Genomic DNA, 17110 nt, shown 5'->3' with positions numbered 1-17110 from the left:
AAGGTGGTTTGGCGGGCGTCAAGCCGTGCCAGGGATGCTGTAGGAATAGTTCGCGGGCGGACCAGAAGTCCCGTTGCTGGTCATCGCGAAGGCGCGCAACTGCATCAATCGCGTTTGCCCGCCTTGGATTTCTTCATGGTGGAATACGAATCCAACCTGGGGCCTAGCATTAGACGAAGTCAGATCAACCCAGTCGGTCGGAAGCGGGCCGACATACTTCTCAACCCTCAACCGCGTGACGTGGAACGTCGAACTCTTGAGGGTGATGTCAAACTGATAAGTGCCATCGACGGTAACGACGGCATCGATCGATGGCGCGTCCGGTATGGAATTAGTGATCGTCATCGGGTCGACGGTGAGAAGCGGAGAATAGTAAGAACCGTCATCGTCGTCGTTGAAGAACCGGCACTTGAAATCCACCTTGGAGCCCACCGTGTTGCCGGCTACAAACGCGTATCGGGTGGAGCCTGACCCGCTATATTCCGTCATCGATGCAAAGGCGTTCGGCTGGCCTGCGCTATAGGTTCGGAACACCGCTTCTGCGATAGTCCCTCCCGATACCGCCGAGAACACAGTGCGAGTTTCATACCCGCCCCCTGAATATTGCACGACGGTTGCAAATGACGGCGGGGTCGGCGTGTCCAACTCCGATTCATACTGCATCTCAGGTACTACCGCCGGAGCATCCGCCTCCATTATTGCGGGATCCCATGGCGAGAGATCGGGCCAGACAATGAAGGGGATTTCCACGGTGCCGGAATCGTCATTGACGCGCGGCGTCCCGATGGCACAGGTTTCGACAATATCCAGATCAGGCAACGGGATGGCCGCGACGGTGCGGCCCCATGCCGCCAGCCCGGCGAAATTGAACGTGGCCACACCGGCGTCGGCGCGCGCCAGGGCGAACAGCCTACGGGCGATCCTCTGTGCCTGGCTGGCAGACGGGCAGAACGGCAGATCGATATCCATGATCTGTTCACCGACACGGTCGATCTCGTCTTGCGCGCGTGCCCAAACGATGTCGGTAAGGTCGATCTCCGTCATGTCGTAATTGCGTTCTGGTGAGTAGTATTTGACCCTGCAGATGTTCGGGCGCTCGACACTCTCCGGCCCCGACCGCCATTGCAGGTCGATCAGATGCTTTTCGGTGAATGTGATCTCCGGTGTACGAACATCATCGATCAACCTGATATTGAAGCTGTTGTCGTCGGTCGCCACGATCTCCGCGCCGATGGACTTCAGCACCTGGTCCATCACCTCGCCGCGTGGCGTTTCCGATGCCCACATGCCCCAGCAGCGTGAACGTTCTTCAGTGCCGGACTTGGTTGCTACCAGAGCGTCGGCCTTGGATGCTTCGGTCCCGATGCCTGCATAATCGAAATCCGATACCACCAGGCTCGGATACGACCGCAAGATATGAGCGGCGCAAAGCGGCCCGGTGTCGCGATAGGCCCACGTCGCATCGTTCGTGGCAGACTGGCCGGATCGCGGATCATAAACCGGCTCCGAACGCTGCACGCGCTCATAATCGGGCGGGCCGGACTGGAAAAGCTTCATGAACTTTTCCGTCGTGATGCCCGGCGAAATGTACTGGATCAGCGATTGCGCGATACCTCGAACACGATGCGCCGAAGTCCACAGATCGGGAAAGGCTGACATGAGGTTCGCCCATGCGGTTTCCGTTCCGTCCCCAATTTTCGACTTGATGTAGACGTATGATCCACCGGATTTCGCCCAAGGCGGGGATGAAACCTGACCGTCAGCTTCTACCGTGACTTCGCGCCCGCCGAGATAGTGCGCCTCGACAGCGCTGACCTTGCCACGCGTATGGCAGATGAGGCGGAAGCGATCCGTGCCGCTCTTGGTATTCCCGAATGCCTTCAGGCCGCCGACTCGAACCCGACCGACCGCACGGATCTCCGAACTGTCGCCGGTTTCGAACGTTGATTTGAAGTCGCCCGGATTGATTTTCGGGGTGCGACCCAGCACGGATGATAGCAGTGATGCACCGATCAATGCAGCACCGATGACGGCGTTGCCGATGACGGCGGCCGACACGGCCGGAAGGATGCCGCCGGCCCCAACCGACAGCAGGGACGAGATGACGAAGCTGCCGATCGATATAGGATCAGCCGCCGCATACGTGACCATTGCAGGCAGGCAGATGCCCGCCAGCAGCAGCTTGCGAAACAGTTTCATGGATGGCCTTTCGGCTTATTCGGAAGCGGGCAACGCCCAAACCTTGATGATGTCGCGCCGACGAGGACGCAGCAGTCCGGTGCCTTTGTCCGCGCGCCAGAGTGCAACGCCGTCCTGTGCGAAGATCACACCGACCGGGCCAAAGCTTGCCGTATTGACGATGCCCACGTCGCCAAGCACAGGGTCGTATGGCGTCGAGAAGATACCGATCTGCGCCAGCGCCTGCGTCCACAGCACATCGAGGCCGCCCGCCTCGTCAATGAGACGATGCGCCTCGTCCAGGTCAGCATAAGTCCCAAGGAATGGAACATCCTTGCCGGAGGCGGTCTTGACCCACGACGCCGCCCATGACGTGCAGTCGCTCTCGCCCCACACGACGGGATTGCCTTCGACGGCTTCGATATGAGCTTGCAACAGTTCAGCGCGCGTCATGACCAGTTCTCCGAAACCTTGACGCCAACGAAATCGAGCCCCTTGTCACCGGGATAGCGGCGGCGCTGATCCGCACCATTCCATTTGCCGCCAACGGCATAATTCTGGCTCGACCAGATGCTTTCCAGCGTGATCGAGACGGTGCGAACGCCGATGCCCTGCCATTGAAGTGCCGGGCTGGTGATCTTGCCGGGGAACAGGCGCTTGAGGCCGATCAGGACTTCGCCCGTTTCGGCATCGAACGCCGCCCAATAAAGATCGCCTCGCCTGCCCTCAATCGCCTTCGCGCTGGTGTGCACCGACCGGAAGAAATCCTTGTTCGCACCCGACAAGGTAATGTCGACCGCCACAGCCTGGCCGAAGCGCGGTTCCTCGACATTGCCCATCGACACGATCTGGCCACCGACGGGATCGGTAACGCCGCGCCATTCGTGGCCGCCAAGCGTAATGCGGCCGGTGCCGCTGTGCAGGCGCGAAATGCCGGCGGGAAGATCCAGTTCCAGAAACCACGCTCGCGCAACATGGGGCCGCGCGAGCCGGTCAAGATCGGCTTCGGTGAAGATTGCCATGGTCTAGGCCCAAACCCTCGACGGACTGTCCGGGCTGATCTGGATGCCTTCCGGCACTAACGCCGCAAATTCTGCCGTGCAGCGCAGGTTCGCGTGGAACCGCGCGTCGATGATGGGCGCTGTCAGTTCCTTGCCGTTCTCGTCATAGGTGCCGTCGGTGGCGACGACAGGGCCGATCAGGTCGAGGGCGTAGTCATGCGTGGAGGTGATCCACTCGTCGTTTTGGTGCGCGAACGGCAGCGCGGCGGCAAGATCGGCTTCTGTGTCGGCGCGGAGGTAGAGGTCAGTGTCGATCATGGCAGCAGCCCCATCATGTCTGTGTTCGACAGCGCGGCAGGAATCAGCTTGAACCGCTTGATATGGATGGCGGGGGTGCTTGGGTTAAGTCGCAAGGTATCGGTCATCGGGACGTTACCGGAGGTATCGAACGCCAGCGGCGAGCCGTTCACAGACATGGCGAAATTGTCTTTCGCAAATCTCGCCGCGAGGCTGGCCGACTGGCCCGCGACGATGGCCGGCGCAGGAACGACGACGACACTCCCCTCCGTCGTTGTGCCTTCGGGAACAGAACCGAGGCCGAATGCGCCATTTGCAGGGTTGAAGAACACGACCATTCGCTGGGATGTCGCAGAACTATCGTAAAAATTGAACAGCCCCGGAAAACCGCTCGTCGGCAGCACCGGGTAGCTGAACTCCATCGCCACCGTGACGGCGTCTGCCCATAGACCGTTATTCGGGATGCTCACCACATCGGCGGCACGTGTGGCGGCAGCACTGGTGGTCTTGATGTAGGAGGTTGGAACGGAGCCGGCTTCGATCTGAAGATCGCCGGTGTAAGCAGTATTCCCGCTTGCACCCATCACGTTGGAGACAATTTGACAGACGGTATGGCCGTCTGCGGCCGCATTTATCAATGGAGCCCACAGGCGATAAAGACCACCGCCGCAATCGATAACACCGCCCGCGCCGGCAACAATACCGGTTGATACAGTAAACGTAGTGGCCGCCACTCTATAAGGTGCGGTTGGACCACCGTAGTAGCCAATATCCAACCTATGTGTGTCGGCGGTGCCTATTCGAAAAAACAACGATGCGCAGCGCGTCACTCCGTCTCCCGCTGGAACCGATACGACTTTGGCTAGACCGCCATTAAGGTTCGTGCTGGTGATGAGAGCGAGCGTGTCGGTTCCGTCCGGTCCCGCCGCTTGAGCGAGAGTGAAATCCGCATAGAGTGTTGAAACACCGGACCAGTCAGACGGCCACGCCAAATTCGTCGCCGCCCCCTCGATCAGCGCGCCCCTTGCCGCATGCGTTACCGGGTCATGGTCGAGACGGAGGACGTTGTTGGCGGCGGTGCGCAGGGTGCCAGAGGCGTCGAAGTAGGAGGCGACGCTAGGTCGACTAGTCGTCACCAGAGAAGTTGCAGTCCCCGACCGTCCGTTCGGCCCGATTACAAGCCCTTCGTTGATCGCGAAATCCAGTTCAAACTTGCGGTAATTCTCAAGCGCCAGGATTGCATTGATCTTCGATCTGGCATCGCCGCCAAGCTCGCCATCGTCCATGGATGGAAGGCCGTTATAGGCTGAAATGGCGTTGATCCGAGCGCGAACCGTCCCGTAATTTGGCGGTGTTCCGGTGCCAGCCACGCCGCCCCATTCGTCAAGCATCGGGTCAAGTTGGGCGGCAACCTCTGCTTTGGTGTCACGATTACGGATCATGGATAAGTCTCGCTATCGGACCAGAGACCCCAATCGTTCCACGCGCCGTCAGCGAATATCGCCGGAGTTGGCGAAGGAGCCGGGCTTGGATCGTTGAAATAATCGCGCACGTCATAATCGAAAACCTCGACCATCGTGACCGATGCGCTGTCGGCTACGACCAGGCCACGGCCGGCGCTGCCCGCGTCCTCGCTTTCAAGCCGCATGGCGAGCGTCGGCGACAACGTGGCGAATTCATCGAGGCCGACAGCCTTCCTCAAACCCGGCCAGATGCGATAGGTGCCAGGCTCGACCACTTCCGTGATTTCGTACATTCCGAAATGGAACGGGAAGAACCCGAGATAGTCACCGACACCAAGCGATTGACCCCACCACTGAGAGGCCAGCTTCACCACGGTCGCATCGATCGCGGCGGCGGCGACGACGGCAACATTCGGCCGGCTGATTTTCCAGTTCTCACCATTCAACCACGGCTGGCTGTTGGACCATGGCTTGCCGGTCGCAATTTCGAAGTTCGAAGCATCGACGCCCGCCTCCTGAAACGACATCATGTCCGGGTCGAAAAACGTCCAGCGCGTGGCATTGGCGCCACCGTGAAGTGCAGTCACCCATCCGCGATATCGACGGAACAGGCTCTTGTGCATGGCTGGAAAAGAAAACCGAAACCGCCACATGCCAAACGGCGATCCGAACGTCTGCACGACATTGCCGATCGATTGCGTTGCCCCGCCGCTGACCGCGCGCGGACCGGCCAACGGCTCGATGGACGTAGTGCCAAGGCCCACAGGCGGCGAGATAAGACGGCCGGCCATTTAACCCCTCGTCTTTCGCGTCTGGCGAGTGTCGTTTCGATGATCGACCCTCCTGTCGAAGGTCCTGTCACGTTGATCGAGACCGCGCTCGATGCGCGCGATTGCAGCCTGATCAGCGCCGCGCGCGTCAATGTGATAGACAGGCGCATAGATTGAGCGGCCACCGCCTTCCTGCCCCGGCTTGGTGATACTCACCCGCTCAGTGGGAGATGCGCGAAAGGCGACCACCTGGCTATCGATGCCGCCAGATCCTCCGACCTGAAACGATCCACCATTTGCAAATCCAAGCAGCGAGCCGAACAGACCCGAGATCAGCCCGCCGAAACCACCACCGCCCCCAACACCGCCGCCGATGTTCATCTTCGAAAGGGCGACCTGCGCCAGCTGGCCGAGGACATCCTCCAGAACGTCCGACCATTTCTTGGTGCCTTTGATGGCCTCGCCAATCGATGAGCCGACGCTTTGGAACATGCTTCCGAACGAATCGGACGTATCCTTGCTCACCTCACGCAGGCCTGCCCAGGCATCCTTGGTCGTGGAAACAGCCTGATCGGCGGTGCTCTTCGCAACGCCAATGACGTAGCCTTTCTGTGCCTCCATCCCGAGGCCGAGACCCTGCATGATGTTGGTGCCGACTTCGTGCATCACCCTCGACGGCGATTGAATGCCAAGCGTGCTTTTGACGCTATCGACAAGGCCGGTCGCATATCCGGTCAGGCTGTCCTTTACTGCACCCATCTTGCTTTTAAGGCCGTTCCACAGGCCTTGGAGGATTTGCGCGCCGATATCGACCATCTGTCCGGGCAGCGCGGCGAACACATCGATCAGCGATGAGGCGAACGCCTTGATCTTCTCGACCCCTGTATTGAACAGCGACACCACACCGGCGTCGAAGTTCCGGGCCCACCTCATCAAAGCCTGATCGACTGCGGCGATGTCCTCCCTGAATAGAACCCACACTGCCGTCAGCCCGGCAACTGCAGCAATGACCGCCGCAATGGGGAGCCCGATGGCGGCAATGCCGACAGCGAGCGTCCCCAGCACGAGCACGACTGGGCCAAGCACGGCGGCGAGGCCGGCAACGACCGTGCCCCATTTCAGGATTTCCGGGCTGGTCTTGGCCAAGCCTTCAACAAATTCCGCGATTTTTGTGACCATGGATGTGATGGAAGAGAGCAGGCCGCTACTGGCGATGGAAAGTTGCAACTCTTCAAACGCGCCAGACATCTTCTCCATCTCGCCGTTGAAGCCCTTCATGCGAGCCGCCTGCTGCTCAGCGGCTACTCCCTGCCGGTTGATGCCCTCCTGGACTTTGTTTAGTCCTTCCGCGCCCTGGTTCATCAGGGCAATCGCGGTGCGCATGGAGTCTGTGCCGAAGATCGTCTTCATGTTCGCCGACATCTCCGTGTCGGAAAGTCCGGCCATCGACGTGCGAAGCTCCTCAGCGATCTCCGCCATCGACTTCATCTTGCCCTGGGCGTCGAAGAATTCGAGGCCTAGGTTCTCCATCGCCGCCCGCGCCTTCGATGTCGTCGGCGTCAGCGAAAGCAGGAAGGTCTTGAAGGAAGTGCCGGCGTCAGAACCGGAGTTGAAGGTGTCGGATGTCGCGGTGATGACGGTGTTGAAATCCTCCAGAGAAACGCCAAGCCCACCGGCGACGCCGCCAGCCTGGCCAAGAGCCAGCGCGTAATCGTCAAACCCAAACTGCGAATCCAGCGTCGAGGCGGTGATCTGGTCAACAATTCTCGGAAGGTCTTTTACCTCCAGATTGAACTGCGCCATGACGTTGGTCGCGACATCGGCAGACCGCGAAAGGTCGCCGCCGGTCGCTTCCGACAGCGAGATTGCCGAAGCTGCCGCGCCTTCGAGTATCTGCTTGGCGGAAAGCCCGTTCTTGGCCAGCATCTCCAGCATGTCGGCGGATTCGGATGCGCTCTTGGTCGTATCCTTGCCGAGATGCCGGGCGAGAACGGACATCGCGGAAAGCTCGTCACCGCTTGCGCCGGTGGCGGCGCCCACCCGGTTCATCGCCGCCTCGAAGTCGCCGGCCGTCCTTACGACCGAGACGCCGAAGCCGACGATCGGCGCGGTGATCGCGGCCGACATGCCGGCGCCGACCTTCTGCATCGATTTGCCGATGCCTTTCAGGCTCTTCATCGCACCGCCAAGGCCCTTGTCGAAGATGGCCGTGTCGATGCCGAGAACAACCCGGAGTGAGCCGATTACTGCAGAAGCCATATCAACGCCTCGTCAATGCCGCCGTCCACGCATGTGCAATGGCGACTTGTTCTTCAACGGTCTGACGGCGCGTCTGCTTTCGCTCCGCGCCGTACATCAAGGTTTTCAGTTTCGGCAGCTTTTTCTGTCGGGCAAGCGCCTCGATGTGCCACACCGCCCATGCCCGATCGTTGTGCTCGCGCTTCAGCCGGTTTGACACGCCGTCTAGGATGACGCCGATTTCGCGCAAAGTCAGGGACCAGAATGCGCGAGGGTCTTGACCGGCTTCCACCCATGATTTGAGCAGCGACAGCGGGTCTAGCTGGCCACTGCCGCCTTCGGAGGGTTTGCCTTGCCCTTCGCCTCCGGTGCGTCCGGGAAGGCAAGCTTGAACGCATGACCGATCTTCTCGACGACCACCTGAATGCCGGCGGCGGTAGCGATCAGGCCGGCTTCCTTGATCGTGATCTCTTCATGATGGTCACGAAGTGCGGCCCACACCAGCGCTCGCACCGATGAAAGGCGAAGCTGCTTGGGGTCCTGAATGCTGGCAATGATTTCGGAGACGGACTTGTCGAGTTCCGTTTCCAGTTCACAGATCGCGTTCACCGAAAACGACAGCTTGTATTCCAGGTCGCCAACGGTAAGGGCGACCTGTCCACGGTTAGGATTTGCCATTCGTCACCTATGCCGCGATGACAGCGGCGGTGCCGACGCTCTCTGCGGACGCATTGCCGGCGGCGTTCGTACCGGTGACAACGACCGTGATCACGTCGCCGACATTCGCCGTGAGCGGGGTGAAGGTCTTGGACACCGCGCCCGAGACGACGACGCCATCAGCTTCCCACTGATAGGTGAAAGTCGGCGAGCCAGCCCAGATGCCTTCCCAAGCCGTCAGAACTACGCCGTCCTGGGCGATGCCCGAAACGGCAGGGAGAGCCGTATTGGTCGGAGCTGCGGCGGGCGTCGAGACAGTCGGGCCGGTGACGCGCCATGTGGTAGTGGCTGTCATCTTGTCGTCGTACGGCACGGCAGGCTCATAGCCGGACACCCAGCCCGAGAACTTCCATGTCACGCCGTTAGGGAATGTGACGCGGCACTTCACGCGCTCACCATCCGTCTTGATCTCGGCGATGAGCAGATCGGACGCCGAACCCGGCACGAAGTTCATTTCGAACGAAGCTTCGCCGGGATCGATCAGACCGGGGATGAACTCGCGCGTGCGGTTCGGCGACTGCATATGGGTGGCGTCCACCTCATCGACGGTATCGTTGGGCGGGGTGATCTCGAGCACTTCGGCAAGCTCGATCCACGTCGCCTCGCTATCGCGGCTGATGTGGAAAAATGAACCATAGCCAATGCTGGCAGCAGTTTCGGCCATCTTAGGTCTCCTTGTGATGAACCATGAAATCAAGTGAGGTGCGGAACAGGTTCGTCACCTCGCCCGCATCCGCAGCGGGAAGGTCTCGTTCGCCGTCCAGAAAAATGCCTTGGAAAATCCCGCCCTTGTAACCAGATAGGGCGGCGATCAAGGCGCGGGTGGCTTTCTTGGTGGCGGTGTATTTCTCGCTGTAGGTGTCGATCTGGACACGGCTGGCGACGTATCCGGACGCTCCCTGCATGTGGTAATCGTGCAAGCCGTCGATGCGCTGGAGCACGACATAGGGATGCCCGGACACCGACTGCGGGGCCTTGCCCCAATCGATGCGATCCGAGACAAGCGCCGTCACGCCCGCCGCATTGAGCAGTAGAGCCACAAGCTGTTCTTCCATTGGCTATTTGCCCCTTGCGGCCTTCTTCGCCAAACGCGCGGCGGCCTTCTCGATTTCCAGCCATGTCCGGTTGGCGATGGTGTCGAGAACCTCATTCTTGTGCTGGCCCCATGCGGGCCTCATGAAGGCCTGCGCCTGGTGGCCGGGGCCGCTGCCGAACTCTTGCAAATGCGCTGCCGGGTCTGGTCCGGGTCCTATGAACATCTCGACCGGCGATAGCTTCTTGTGCAGCTTTCGCTGGCGCCCCGACAGCTTCGTGCTGACATCGATGCTTTCGCGCAGATAGCCCATGTGCTCGGGCGCGAGCGCGCGGGCCGTCTTGGCAACAGGCTGTCCGGCTTCCTTCATGGTCTTGTTCAGCACGCGCTTGGCGTTGGCCTTGGGAAGCTGCTTGAGCGCCTGTTCCAGTTCTTTCAGCCCGTCGACGTGGACCGAAAAACCCTTAGCCATTGTTCGATCTCACGGCGGTAATCTCGATAAAGCGGTTGCGGCCTTCCGCCGTTTCCTTGGTGCCTTTGATGTTCCAGAGATGCCCGTCGTAGTTGATGCGATCGACAGGCGAGATGGTTTTTGTCACCGACGACGAACGGATGACGAAGTGGCTCAGATGGAACGCACTGACCTGTTCCGCCCCGAGATATTCGACCTTCGTCAGATCGGATGTATCCTTCCGCCGCGCCCAAACGGTCGCCAGCGTGACCCATGTCTCGATCAGTTCATTGAACTCGTTCCGCGTGGACGTGAACCGCTCAATGGTAATGCGGCGGTCCAGATCGCCGGAGCCGATTTGCTTGGCCATCATGCACCTCGACGGTGATTGCAGAGCAGCACGTCGGTTGCGGTCCAGTCCTCCCGCTTCGCGTTCTCGCGGTGATGGTAAGCATCATCGATAAACGTCAGCATGGCGTGCTGGACACTATCGGGCATCGAGCCGCCGTAAATCGCTGTAAGTGTGATCCGTGAACCGGGCTTGATACGCGGCCATGCCTGATCGGGTTTCAATCCGATTGATGGTTCGAGCCCGGTCTTGTGCTCTTCGTAGACCGCAGTGTCGAGGGTCTGCTCCACGCCGGCCGGATCGACATAGGAAATCGACGTGACAGACTTCAGCGGGCCTTCGGATAAGCGGGCAAAGTCGGCAAAGCTGTCGCACTCTGATGCGATAGTCTGCTCGGCAAAACGGCAGTTGCAGTATTCCTCGACATGCGCGCGAGCGGTTTTCATTAGTCTGCCCAGGAGCGCGTCATCGTCCGTGGCGTCGATACGGCATTGCTGCTTCACATGGTCGAGCGTCACCGGCTCGACGGCAGGCACGACTGTGACTGTCGACGAATACCACATGGTTAGCCGCGCTTTTCGGGTGCTGGCGCCCTGACGGCCGTTTCCTGAACAGTTGGGTCTACCCCAAGAGCAGCGACCACTGAGCCTTTGAATGCCGAAAGGTTTTCGACCTGCTGAACCAGTTCAGCTTCGCGGGCCTTAGCGGCGTCGTTTTCGCTGATCAGACGTGCATTTTCGTCAAGCAACTTCATCCGCTCGTCATCCCATTCCTTTTTCGTCTCCGGCTTCTTGGCCGGCACGATCGGCGCCTTCTCGGCAAGGCCAGCCTTGATGAGGCGCGCCGCCTCCTTGTCTGAAAAGCGGTCGGTGACCTCGCCAACAGAGAGCGCAAAGTCCCTCCCCGCCAATCCTTCCAGTATTTTGAGTTTCATGATCGTCTCCTTCGGTTTTGAGAGCGGGCCACCGGGGCGGCCCGCCTTACAAAGCCGAACTTACGCAGCGGCGGTGATGAGATGCTTGACGGCCGCCGTGTCACCCAGCTCGCCATCGAGGCGGATCAGACCGAGCAGGCCGATATCCGGCGCGAACCGCTCGCGGGCAACGAACATCACGATGCCGCCAACCTTGCGGACGAAATATTTGCCGAAATCACCGAAGAGCATGACCTTCGATGCGGCGGCCGCCGCAGGGATGGAAGCCATCGCCTGGTTGATTGAGTAGCGATAGCCGAGGATCGAGCCTGGCACGCCCTGCTGCACGTCGCCCGCGCTCCAGATGTAGCGGTTTTCGGCATCCTTCAGCTTACGGATCGCGCCCAACGTATTGTCGTTGAACATGAACCGCACCTTGGGCGACCCGCGATAGGCCGGATCGACCGAATGCACGAGATCGATGATCTCGTCATAGGTGAGCGCGGTTCCTGAAGTCGATGTCTTGCCGAGCGTGGACGCGGTGACGATACCGTTCGGATCGTCGGTGCCGTCGCCTGTGGTCAGTTCCGTGTTCGCACGGCGGCCGAGACGCTGGCCAAGCAGATCGCCGAGCAGGCTTTCGAAATTGAAGATCGAATCCTGCGCCAGTTCCCACGAGAACTTCACCCATTCGGTGTCGTAGGCATATGCATTCAGCGTCTTCTTGCCGAAAACTGCATCCGAACCTCCGTCATCCGTGACCGCACCGGCCTCGGTATGTTTCGCCACGACCTTGGACGTGTCGTCGATAGTCGGAATGTCGATCGGATTACCGGCGCTGGTGATCATCGCGGTGCAGACATCCTCGTCGTACATCGGCCCCCAAGCCTTCATGGACTTGATGATCTGGTTGCTCAGTTCGGTCGGCACCGTGTAGCCGCCTGCAGTAGCCGTCCCAACAGTCTGCGCACGCGCTTCTTTCGGGGCGACTCCGCCACGCAAGGCAGCGCGTTCCTCGTCGCTAAGGGCCGACATGTCGCCGGCGACCTGCACGTAACGATGGAATGCGGAACGATAGTCGACCGTTTCGCCGTCATCCTGGCCACGACCTTCACCGTCGCCTGGGTTCGGGCGGTTCCCCGCGCGTTCCTCGGCAGCCGCATCGTCAATGCGCTTCTGCGCATCGGCCATGCGCTTATCACGGGCGATTTGCCCGTCGACCTTATCGAACTCGGCCATGATGGTGTCATGGCGCTGTTCCAACTCGGCCGCGCGGGCGTCGTCGGTGTTCTTCTTGATCTCGTCCAGGGCAGAGCGGGCATCGGCAACGAGCTTTTCCCGCTTCTCAATCAGTTCCTTGCTCATGGTCATTCTCCTTGTGAGCAACATCGAAAACCCGCACGAGCGGGCGGTGGAGACGGGAAGCGGGATGCTTGCCGCGTCCTCCGGCGGAATGCCGGGTGAACTCAGGAAATCTTGCGGAAACGCGCCTCGGCTTCAGCCTTGCGACGAGCGAAGGCCGAGGCGTTATGCTGGCGACGAGCCTCGTTTCGCGCGGCGTCGAGTGAGCGCAACGCAACCGACGTACCGTCATATGCCGGCTCGGAAACGATGCTCACCTCGCCAAGGCGAACCTCAAGCAGGGTACGCTTCGGAGGATCGACGATCTCGTCCCATTCCTGCCGCACGGTTTCGAACCTGAACGACATACCGGAAACATCACCGCGCTCGACAAGCGTCTTCACGTCACGACCGTCCGTGGTATCTGGCAGGTCGATCTCGACGCGCAAGCCCTTGTCGTCTTCCTCGCACCGCAGGGTGCCGGCCGACAGTCGCCCAAGCACCCGGCCTGTATCGTGGTCGAAATAGGCTCGGACATCAGACGTGCGCAGCGTGTTGGTGAAGGCACCACGGGCCACGACCTCCTGGAACCAGCCGCCAATATCGGCGATCTCGCCAAACACCGCAGCATATCCGGTCACCGTCATCTTGCCGCTGGCGTCGGCCCGAAACTCGACAGGCTGGACAAGCGAGCGCTTTTCAGCGCCTTCAGGCTTCATCGTCATCGTTCTTCTCTCCGTCGATATCGTCGGCCGGCTTCGCTGGGTCCGGTTTCAATGGCTGTTTGCCGAGCACCACGGTCGCGCCCTGCACCAGCAATTCATCGGCGTCCGGGTTCGTATGCCTCGGCCTGTTTTCCAACGCGCGGGCCTCATTCGGTGTCATCTGCGCGGTCTGGATCGCACGGGCGATGCCGTCGATCCGGCTCTTGAAGTCGCCGCGTTGCAAGCCGTCGAGATTGTGCTCGACATAACGGCCGCTCTTGAACCGACCGAACAGCTTCAGGTTCGCCTCATCCTCGAATGCCTTAGCCCACTGACTGATCAGGTGCTTGACCAGGTGAAGGTCCTGCTGCTCGACATTGGCAAACGTGCCCCGGCTCAAATCCTGAAGGAACACCGGCGGCATCTGCCAAGCGCGAGCTATCTCCTGAATCTGGAACAGGCGGGCATCCGTCATCTGCCCCTTCTGAGGATCGAACCCGACTGGCTTCAGATCATGCCCCGGAGGAATCGGGAACATCTGCTTCCCGTTCTTCTTCGCCTCGTCGATCGCGCGGCGCATGTCGTTCATTGCGCGCTGCAAGCCATCGGCGCCCTGAGGGAGAGGTCCAGACAGAGCAAGGGGTGGAACACCACCGCCGGCAAAGAAGTTCGAGCCATAGTCGTTCATGGCGAGCGCTAGCTGGATCGCCTTTGACGCCAGCTTGATCGGACCATAGTGCGAAACCTGATCGTCCTTCAGCATGAAGGGTATATCGATCACGTCGGCCGCCGGATAATCCTTGTTGCCGTGGCGGTAAATCACGTCGAAACCGGAACGCTTGATCGTCGTCTTGCGCGAGTCCATCGGCCAAAGGGCTTCAATCTGAGGCCCATTCCGCTCGATCCAGGCCAAGCCACGCCCGCCGGTGAACACGCACTGCCAGAAATACTGCCGAAACTTGAACGACCCCATGAGGTCGTTCGGTGCATCGTGAATTGTGGTCGCCGTCTTGCCGGTCAGCTTGACCGCGCCGTCCTTCGTGTCGCGGTAAGCGTGCAGTGGGACCGTCGCCATGGTGCGCGACAGGAAAGCCACCGCTGCCAGTACCGCCGGCACGGTCAAGGCGCTGTCGATCGTGACATTCGGCAGGTTCGCTCCGCCGATGCCGAAATATGCCATAAACTCGGTCGTCTGCGACACCGGAACCGTTGGGTCCTCGATGCTGCCCGATCGCTGCTCGCTGGCAGAGCGGCTGATTTCAAAACCGATTTTCATGCGCCTACCAGACTGAAATTGGGGTCGTCCCAGGGTGAGGTTGCGACGACCGCCTCAAACTCGTTGTGTGCAGCGCCCGTCGCCTCGGCTATGGACACCATGCCGTCGATGCGACCGCGTGACCGCTTCTTGTCGAATGCCCGATTGTTCATGGCATCACTGACGATGATCGCGTTCGAGGCGCACATCGTCGTCACCGGGCTGGCTTCAATCGTGATCGCCTCGTCAAGGATCGCGTCTTCCAACCGCTCGATCGATTTCGGCATGCACAGGGCGCGTTCGACGAACACGATGCGCGTTCCCTGGCCATGGCTGACCAACATAAGGCCTTCGCCAGCCGGTTCATCCGGTCCCTCGAATTTCCAGACATCGAAGTCGATCCGGGCACAGGCGTCGATAAAATCGCCGATCTTGGCTGCGTCAAAGGCGAGGAACTGAATGTCGTGCTTGTCCTTGAGCGCCTTCACCTTTGCGCCGACAAACTCGTAATCGATCGTGGCGCCGGGAACGGCCTCCATCAGACCTTTCTCAGCCCAATCGGCGTAAGGCGCATTGTCGTCACGGCTCCTGTCGTGAATGCCGGCCTTCGTGGTGAAGTACCAGGTCTTGACGAACAGGTGCGGCTTGCCGTCCTTCTCGCCCTTCCAACATGCCGACAACGCGGTCAAATCGTTCTTCTTCGACAGATCGAGTCCGAGCCAGCAAGGCAGGCCGATCATAGCAGCCTCGTCGATCACGCCTTGGCAACTGTCCCACGCCTCCTGCGTCGTCCAGAACCCTTCCGTGCCGACCGGGATGCCGAAGTAGAGCCGCTTGGTCGAAAGCGCCTCCGACAGCATCAGCTTGGCCGTCGTCACCCGCTTGCGCACGTTGTCGATCGGATAGGTAATGCCGAGTGCTGGTAGTGCCTTTTGCCAGCAATCCTCGTTGTCGAAGACCGTTTCGCGATCCTTCTCGTCCACTCGCGCGATGAACCCGAACAGGCTGTCATCTTCGGCCTGGCCTGTCACCACCTTCTGAAACAGTTCCGAATATTCGGTGCCGACGATCTGGTTCATGGCCGGCGTGTTGGTGCCGAGCATCATGAGAGGGTCACCGCTCATCTTGTCGATTGCCGCCTTCCAGATTTGCAGGGAATAGGCGGTCTTGAACTCATGGATCTCGTCGGCGAGAACTGCGTATGGTCGAGGGCCCGAGATCGAATCCACCGATGCCATCGATTGGAACTTCGAGCTGGTCTCCGGGTGCTCAATTCTCCAGGCATTGTCGCCAGTACCGCGAATGACGATATCGCCTCGGCTTTCCAGCGATTCGTATTCGTCCTCGTCTCGGTCAGGCAGGTTCGCCCGGCACATGGCCACTGCGTCCTTGAACAGGACGTTTGCCTGATCCTTGTCACCGGCAATGGCGTAGACTTCCGAGCGCTCCTTGCCTGCATACCCCATCATATCGACGCCGATCCCGGCCATGAGCGGCGACTTGGCCTGGCCTTTGCCGGTTTCTAGCCACGCCATGCGGAACCGTCTCAATCCGTCCGACCGCTGCCAGCCGAACAGGGATGCCACAACAAAGCCGTGCCATGGCAGGAGATGGAACGGCTTGCCGGCTGCGGTGCCTTCCGTGACCGTCAATACCGCCGGGAAGAACCCGCAATGTCGCTTGGCCTTAGCCACATCAAACGACAGGCCACGCGCTGATCCACCATCAAGGTCTTTCAGGTGACGGGCGCAAGACGCCTTGACCAGTTCGCCGGCTATTACCTTTCCGTCCAGCACATCGCAGGCGTAAAGTGTAGCGAGGTCGTCAGCCGCCGGCCTTGCCGAGATAGTCATCAGATGCACGTTCCTTGCGCTGCTTGCGCTCGGCCTTGACCGCCGAACCGCGACGACGCGGTGAGATACCAAGCTCAGCCTCAAGCGTTGCCGCGTCCGATCCTGCTTCGCGCATCGCCGTGAAATATGGGCTGACCCGTGCAATGGCCTTCGAGTTTCCGCGCCGGGGCTTCATCACGACGCCGCTCTCCGCAACTTCCCGGTACATGCGGTCGAACATCAGGTAGGCGCACACCAGGCGCTGGATCGAATGACCGTTGGCCGCTGCCAGCAACTGCCGATCCTTCAATTCCGTGGTGACGATGCGCCAGTGTTCCTTGGCGGCCGCTATCTCCAGCACATCGGAGAACAGGCTTTCCCAATCCGGCTCGACAACGATGGCGCCGGTGCCTTCAATTACATTCATGTTTCGAACCTGTCACAAATCGTTGGTCGACCAAGCCGATTGGTTCCGTACAACCAACGTGCGGCGGACCTTCGGGCGAGCAAGCGGGTGGGTATCTCAGGCAACGCTCCTTCGGGAGCGCCCACCTCCAGAGCACCTCAT

General features: G+C 60.3%; 20 protein-coding genes. All 20 read right to left on the bottom strand.

What is annotated here, in order from left to right; genetic code table 11:
- Positions 1 to 18 precede the first annotated feature (18 nt).
- Positions 19 to 2058, bottom strand: coding sequence for a phage tail protein (locus tag ACX3P1_RS01580; RefSeq protein WP_459077765.1), 2040 nt, complete (start codon positions 2056 to 2058; stop codon positions 19 to 21).
- Between the two features lie 156 nt (positions 2059 to 2214).
- On the bottom strand, positions 2215 to 2631 hold the full coding sequence (locus ACX3P1_RS01575; protein ID WP_459077764.1) for a DUF6950 family protein: 417 nt from the start codon (positions 2629 to 2631) through the stop codon (positions 2215 to 2217).
- On the bottom strand, positions 2628 to 3200 hold the full coding sequence (locus ACX3P1_RS01570) for a transcriptional regulator (protein ID WP_459077763.1): 573 nt from the start codon (positions 3198 to 3200) through the stop codon (positions 2628 to 2630). Before ACX3P1_RS01570 ends, ACX3P1_RS01575 begins: the two co-directional genes overlap by 4 nt.
- 3 nt (positions 3201 to 3203) lie before the next feature.
- Positions 3204 to 3497, bottom strand: coding sequence for a hypothetical protein (locus ACX3P1_RS01565; protein ID WP_459077762.1), 294 nt, complete (start codon positions 3495 to 3497; stop codon positions 3204 to 3206).
- Positions 3494 to 4918, bottom strand: a complete 1425-nt coding sequence (locus ACX3P1_RS01560) for a phage head spike fiber domain-containing protein (RefSeq protein WP_459077761.1) — start codon at positions 4916 to 4918, stop codon at positions 3494 to 3496. The genes ACX3P1_RS01565 and ACX3P1_RS01560 overlap by 4 nt, the downstream gene beginning before the upstream one ends.
- Positions 4915 to 5730: a hypothetical protein gene (locus tag ACX3P1_RS01555; RefSeq protein ID WP_459077760.1), complete on the bottom strand. Its 816-nt coding sequence runs from the start codon at positions 5728 to 5730 to the stop codon at positions 4915 to 4917. The genes ACX3P1_RS01560 and ACX3P1_RS01555 overlap by 4 nt, the downstream gene beginning before the upstream one ends.
- On the bottom strand, positions 5731 to 7968 hold the full coding sequence (locus ACX3P1_RS01550; protein ID WP_459077759.1) for a phage tail tape measure protein: 2238 nt from the start codon (positions 7966 to 7968) through the stop codon (positions 5731 to 5733).
- Between the two features lies 1 nt (position 7969).
- A complete protein-coding gene (locus tag ACX3P1_RS01545; RefSeq protein ID WP_459077758.1) occupies positions 7970 to 8197 on the bottom strand; it encodes a hypothetical protein in 228 nt (75 codons plus the stop codon).
- Between the two features lie 68 nt (positions 8198 to 8265).
- Entirely contained in the window at positions 8266 to 8625 is a 360-nt protein-coding gene (locus ACX3P1_RS01540) for a GTA-gp10 family protein (protein ID WP_459077757.1), read from the bottom strand.
- A gap of 7 nt (positions 8626 to 8632) precedes the next feature.
- Positions 8633 to 9328, bottom strand: a complete 696-nt coding sequence (locus tag ACX3P1_RS01535) for a phage tail tube protein (protein ID WP_459077756.1) — start codon at positions 9326 to 9328, stop codon at positions 8633 to 8635.
- 1 nt (position 9329) lies between these two features.
- Complete coding sequence (gp17, locus tag ACX3P1_RS01530) at positions 9330 to 9719, bottom strand: tail completion protein gp17 (RefSeq protein WP_459077755.1); 390 nt, start codon at positions 9717 to 9719, stop codon at positions 9330 to 9332.
- 3 nt (positions 9720 to 9722) lie between these two features.
- Complete coding sequence (locus ACX3P1_RS01525) at positions 9723 to 10169, bottom strand: HK97-gp10 family putative phage morphogenesis protein (protein WP_459077754.1); 447 nt, start codon at positions 10167 to 10169, stop codon at positions 9723 to 9725.
- Positions 10162 to 10521, bottom strand: coding sequence for a phage head closure protein (locus ACX3P1_RS01520; protein WP_459077753.1), 360 nt, complete (start codon positions 10519 to 10521; stop codon positions 10162 to 10164). Before ACX3P1_RS01520 ends, ACX3P1_RS01525 begins: the two co-directional genes overlap by 8 nt.
- Positions 10518 to 11033: a head-tail connector protein gene (locus ACX3P1_RS01515; protein ID WP_459077752.1), complete on the bottom strand. Its 516-nt coding sequence runs from the start codon at positions 11031 to 11033 to the stop codon at positions 10518 to 10520. Before ACX3P1_RS01515 ends, ACX3P1_RS01520 begins: the two co-directional genes overlap by 4 nt.
- A 29-nt stretch (positions 11034 to 11062) precedes the next feature.
- A complete protein-coding gene (locus ACX3P1_RS01510) occupies positions 11063 to 11431 on the bottom strand; it encodes a hypothetical protein (RefSeq protein ID WP_459077751.1) in 369 nt (122 codons plus the stop codon).
- A 60-nt stretch (positions 11432 to 11491) separates the two neighbouring features.
- Positions 11492 to 12775, bottom strand: coding sequence for a phage major capsid protein (locus ACX3P1_RS01505; protein WP_459077750.1), 1284 nt, complete (start codon positions 12773 to 12775; stop codon positions 11492 to 11494).
- Positions 12776 to 12876: 101 nt separating this feature from the next.
- Positions 12877 to 13476, bottom strand: coding sequence for an HK97 family phage prohead protease (locus ACX3P1_RS01500; protein WP_459077749.1), 600 nt, complete (start codon positions 13474 to 13476; stop codon positions 12877 to 12879).
- Positions 13460 to 14731 (bottom strand): phage portal protein, encoded by a 1272-nt coding sequence (locus tag ACX3P1_RS01495; protein ID WP_459077748.1) that lies wholly within the window; start codon positions 14729 to 14731, stop codon positions 13460 to 13462. Before ACX3P1_RS01495 ends, ACX3P1_RS01500 begins: the two co-directional genes overlap by 17 nt.
- On the bottom strand, positions 14728 to 16563 hold the full coding sequence (locus tag ACX3P1_RS01490; RefSeq protein WP_459077747.1) for a terminase large subunit: 1836 nt from the start codon (positions 16561 to 16563) through the stop codon (positions 14728 to 14730). The genes ACX3P1_RS01495 and ACX3P1_RS01490 overlap by 4 nt, the downstream gene beginning before the upstream one ends.
- Positions 16535 to 16969, bottom strand: a complete 435-nt coding sequence (locus ACX3P1_RS01485; protein WP_459077746.1) for a P27 family phage terminase small subunit — start codon at positions 16967 to 16969, stop codon at positions 16535 to 16537. Before ACX3P1_RS01485 ends, ACX3P1_RS01490 begins: the two co-directional genes overlap by 29 nt.
- Positions 16970 to 17110: the final 141 nt, after the last annotated feature.

The organism is Mesorhizobium sp. A623 (assembly GCF_054489405.1).
The sequence above is the reverse complement of the archived record's forward strand: the minus strand, read 5'-3'. Positions and strand labels throughout refer to the sequence as shown.

Bases quoted from the DNA above. Each gene is read 5' to 3' on its own strand.
- ACX3P1_RS01575 (WP_459077764.1), bottom strand. From the start codon at position 2,631: ATGACGCGCGCTGAACTGTTGCAAGCTCATATCGAAGCCGTCGAAGGC.
- ACX3P1_RS01570 (WP_459077763.1), bottom strand. From the start codon at position 3,200: ATGGCAATCTTCACCGAAGCCGATCTTGACCGGCTCGCGCGGCCCCAT.
- ACX3P1_RS01565 (WP_459077762.1), bottom strand. From the start codon at position 3,497: ATGATCGACACTGACCTCTACCTCCGCGCCGACACAGAAGCCGATCTT.
- ACX3P1_RS01560 (WP_459077761.1), bottom strand. From the start codon at position 4,918: ATGATCCGTAATCGTGACACCAAAGCAGAGGTTGCCGCCCAACTTGAC.
- ACX3P1_RS01555 (WP_459077760.1), bottom strand. From the start codon at position 5,730: ATGGCCGGCCGTCTTATCTCGCCGCCTGTGGGCCTTGGCACTACGTCC.
- ACX3P1_RS01550 (WP_459077759.1), bottom strand. From the start codon at position 7,968: ATGGCTTCTGCAGTAATCGGCTCACTCCGGGTTGTTCTCGGCATCGAC.
- ACX3P1_RS01540 (WP_459077757.1), bottom strand. From the start codon at position 8,625: ATGGCAAATCCTAACCGTGGACAGGTCGCCCTTACCGTTGGCGACCTG.
- ACX3P1_RS01535 (WP_459077756.1), bottom strand. From the start codon at position 9,328: ATGGCCGAAACTGCTGCCAGCATTGGCTATGGTTCATTTTTCCACATC.
- gp17 (WP_459077755.1), bottom strand. From the start codon at position 9,719: ATGGAAGAACAGCTTGTGGCTCTACTGCTCAATGCGGCGGGCGTGACG.
- ACX3P1_RS01525 (WP_459077754.1), bottom strand. From the start codon at position 10,169: ATGGCTAAGGGTTTTTCGGTCCACGTCGACGGGCTGAAAGAACTGGAA.
- ACX3P1_RS01520 (WP_459077753.1), bottom strand. From the start codon at position 10,521: ATGATGGCCAAGCAAATCGGCTCCGGCGATCTGGACCGCCGCATTACC.
- ACX3P1_RS01510 (WP_459077751.1), bottom strand. From the start codon at position 11,431: ATGAAACTCAAAATACTGGAAGGATTGGCGGGGAGGGACTTTGCGCTC.
- ACX3P1_RS01505 (WP_459077750.1), bottom strand. From the start codon at position 12,775: ATGAGCAAGGAACTGATTGAGAAGCGGGAAAAGCTCGTTGCCGATGCC.
- ACX3P1_RS01500 (WP_459077749.1), bottom strand. From the start codon at position 13,476: ATGACGATGAAGCCTGAAGGCGCTGAAAAGCGCTCGCTTGTCCAGCCT.
- ACX3P1_RS01495 (WP_459077748.1), bottom strand. From the start codon at position 14,731: ATGAAAATCGGTTTTGAAATCAGCCGCTCTGCCAGCGAGCAGCGATCG.
- ACX3P1_RS01490 (WP_459077747.1), bottom strand. From the start codon at position 16,563: ATGACTATCTCGGCAAGGCCGGCGGCTGACGACCTCGCTACACTTTAC.
- ACX3P1_RS01485 (WP_459077746.1), bottom strand. From the start codon at position 16,969: ATGAATGTAATTGAAGGCACCGGCGCCATCGTTGTCGAGCCGGATTGG.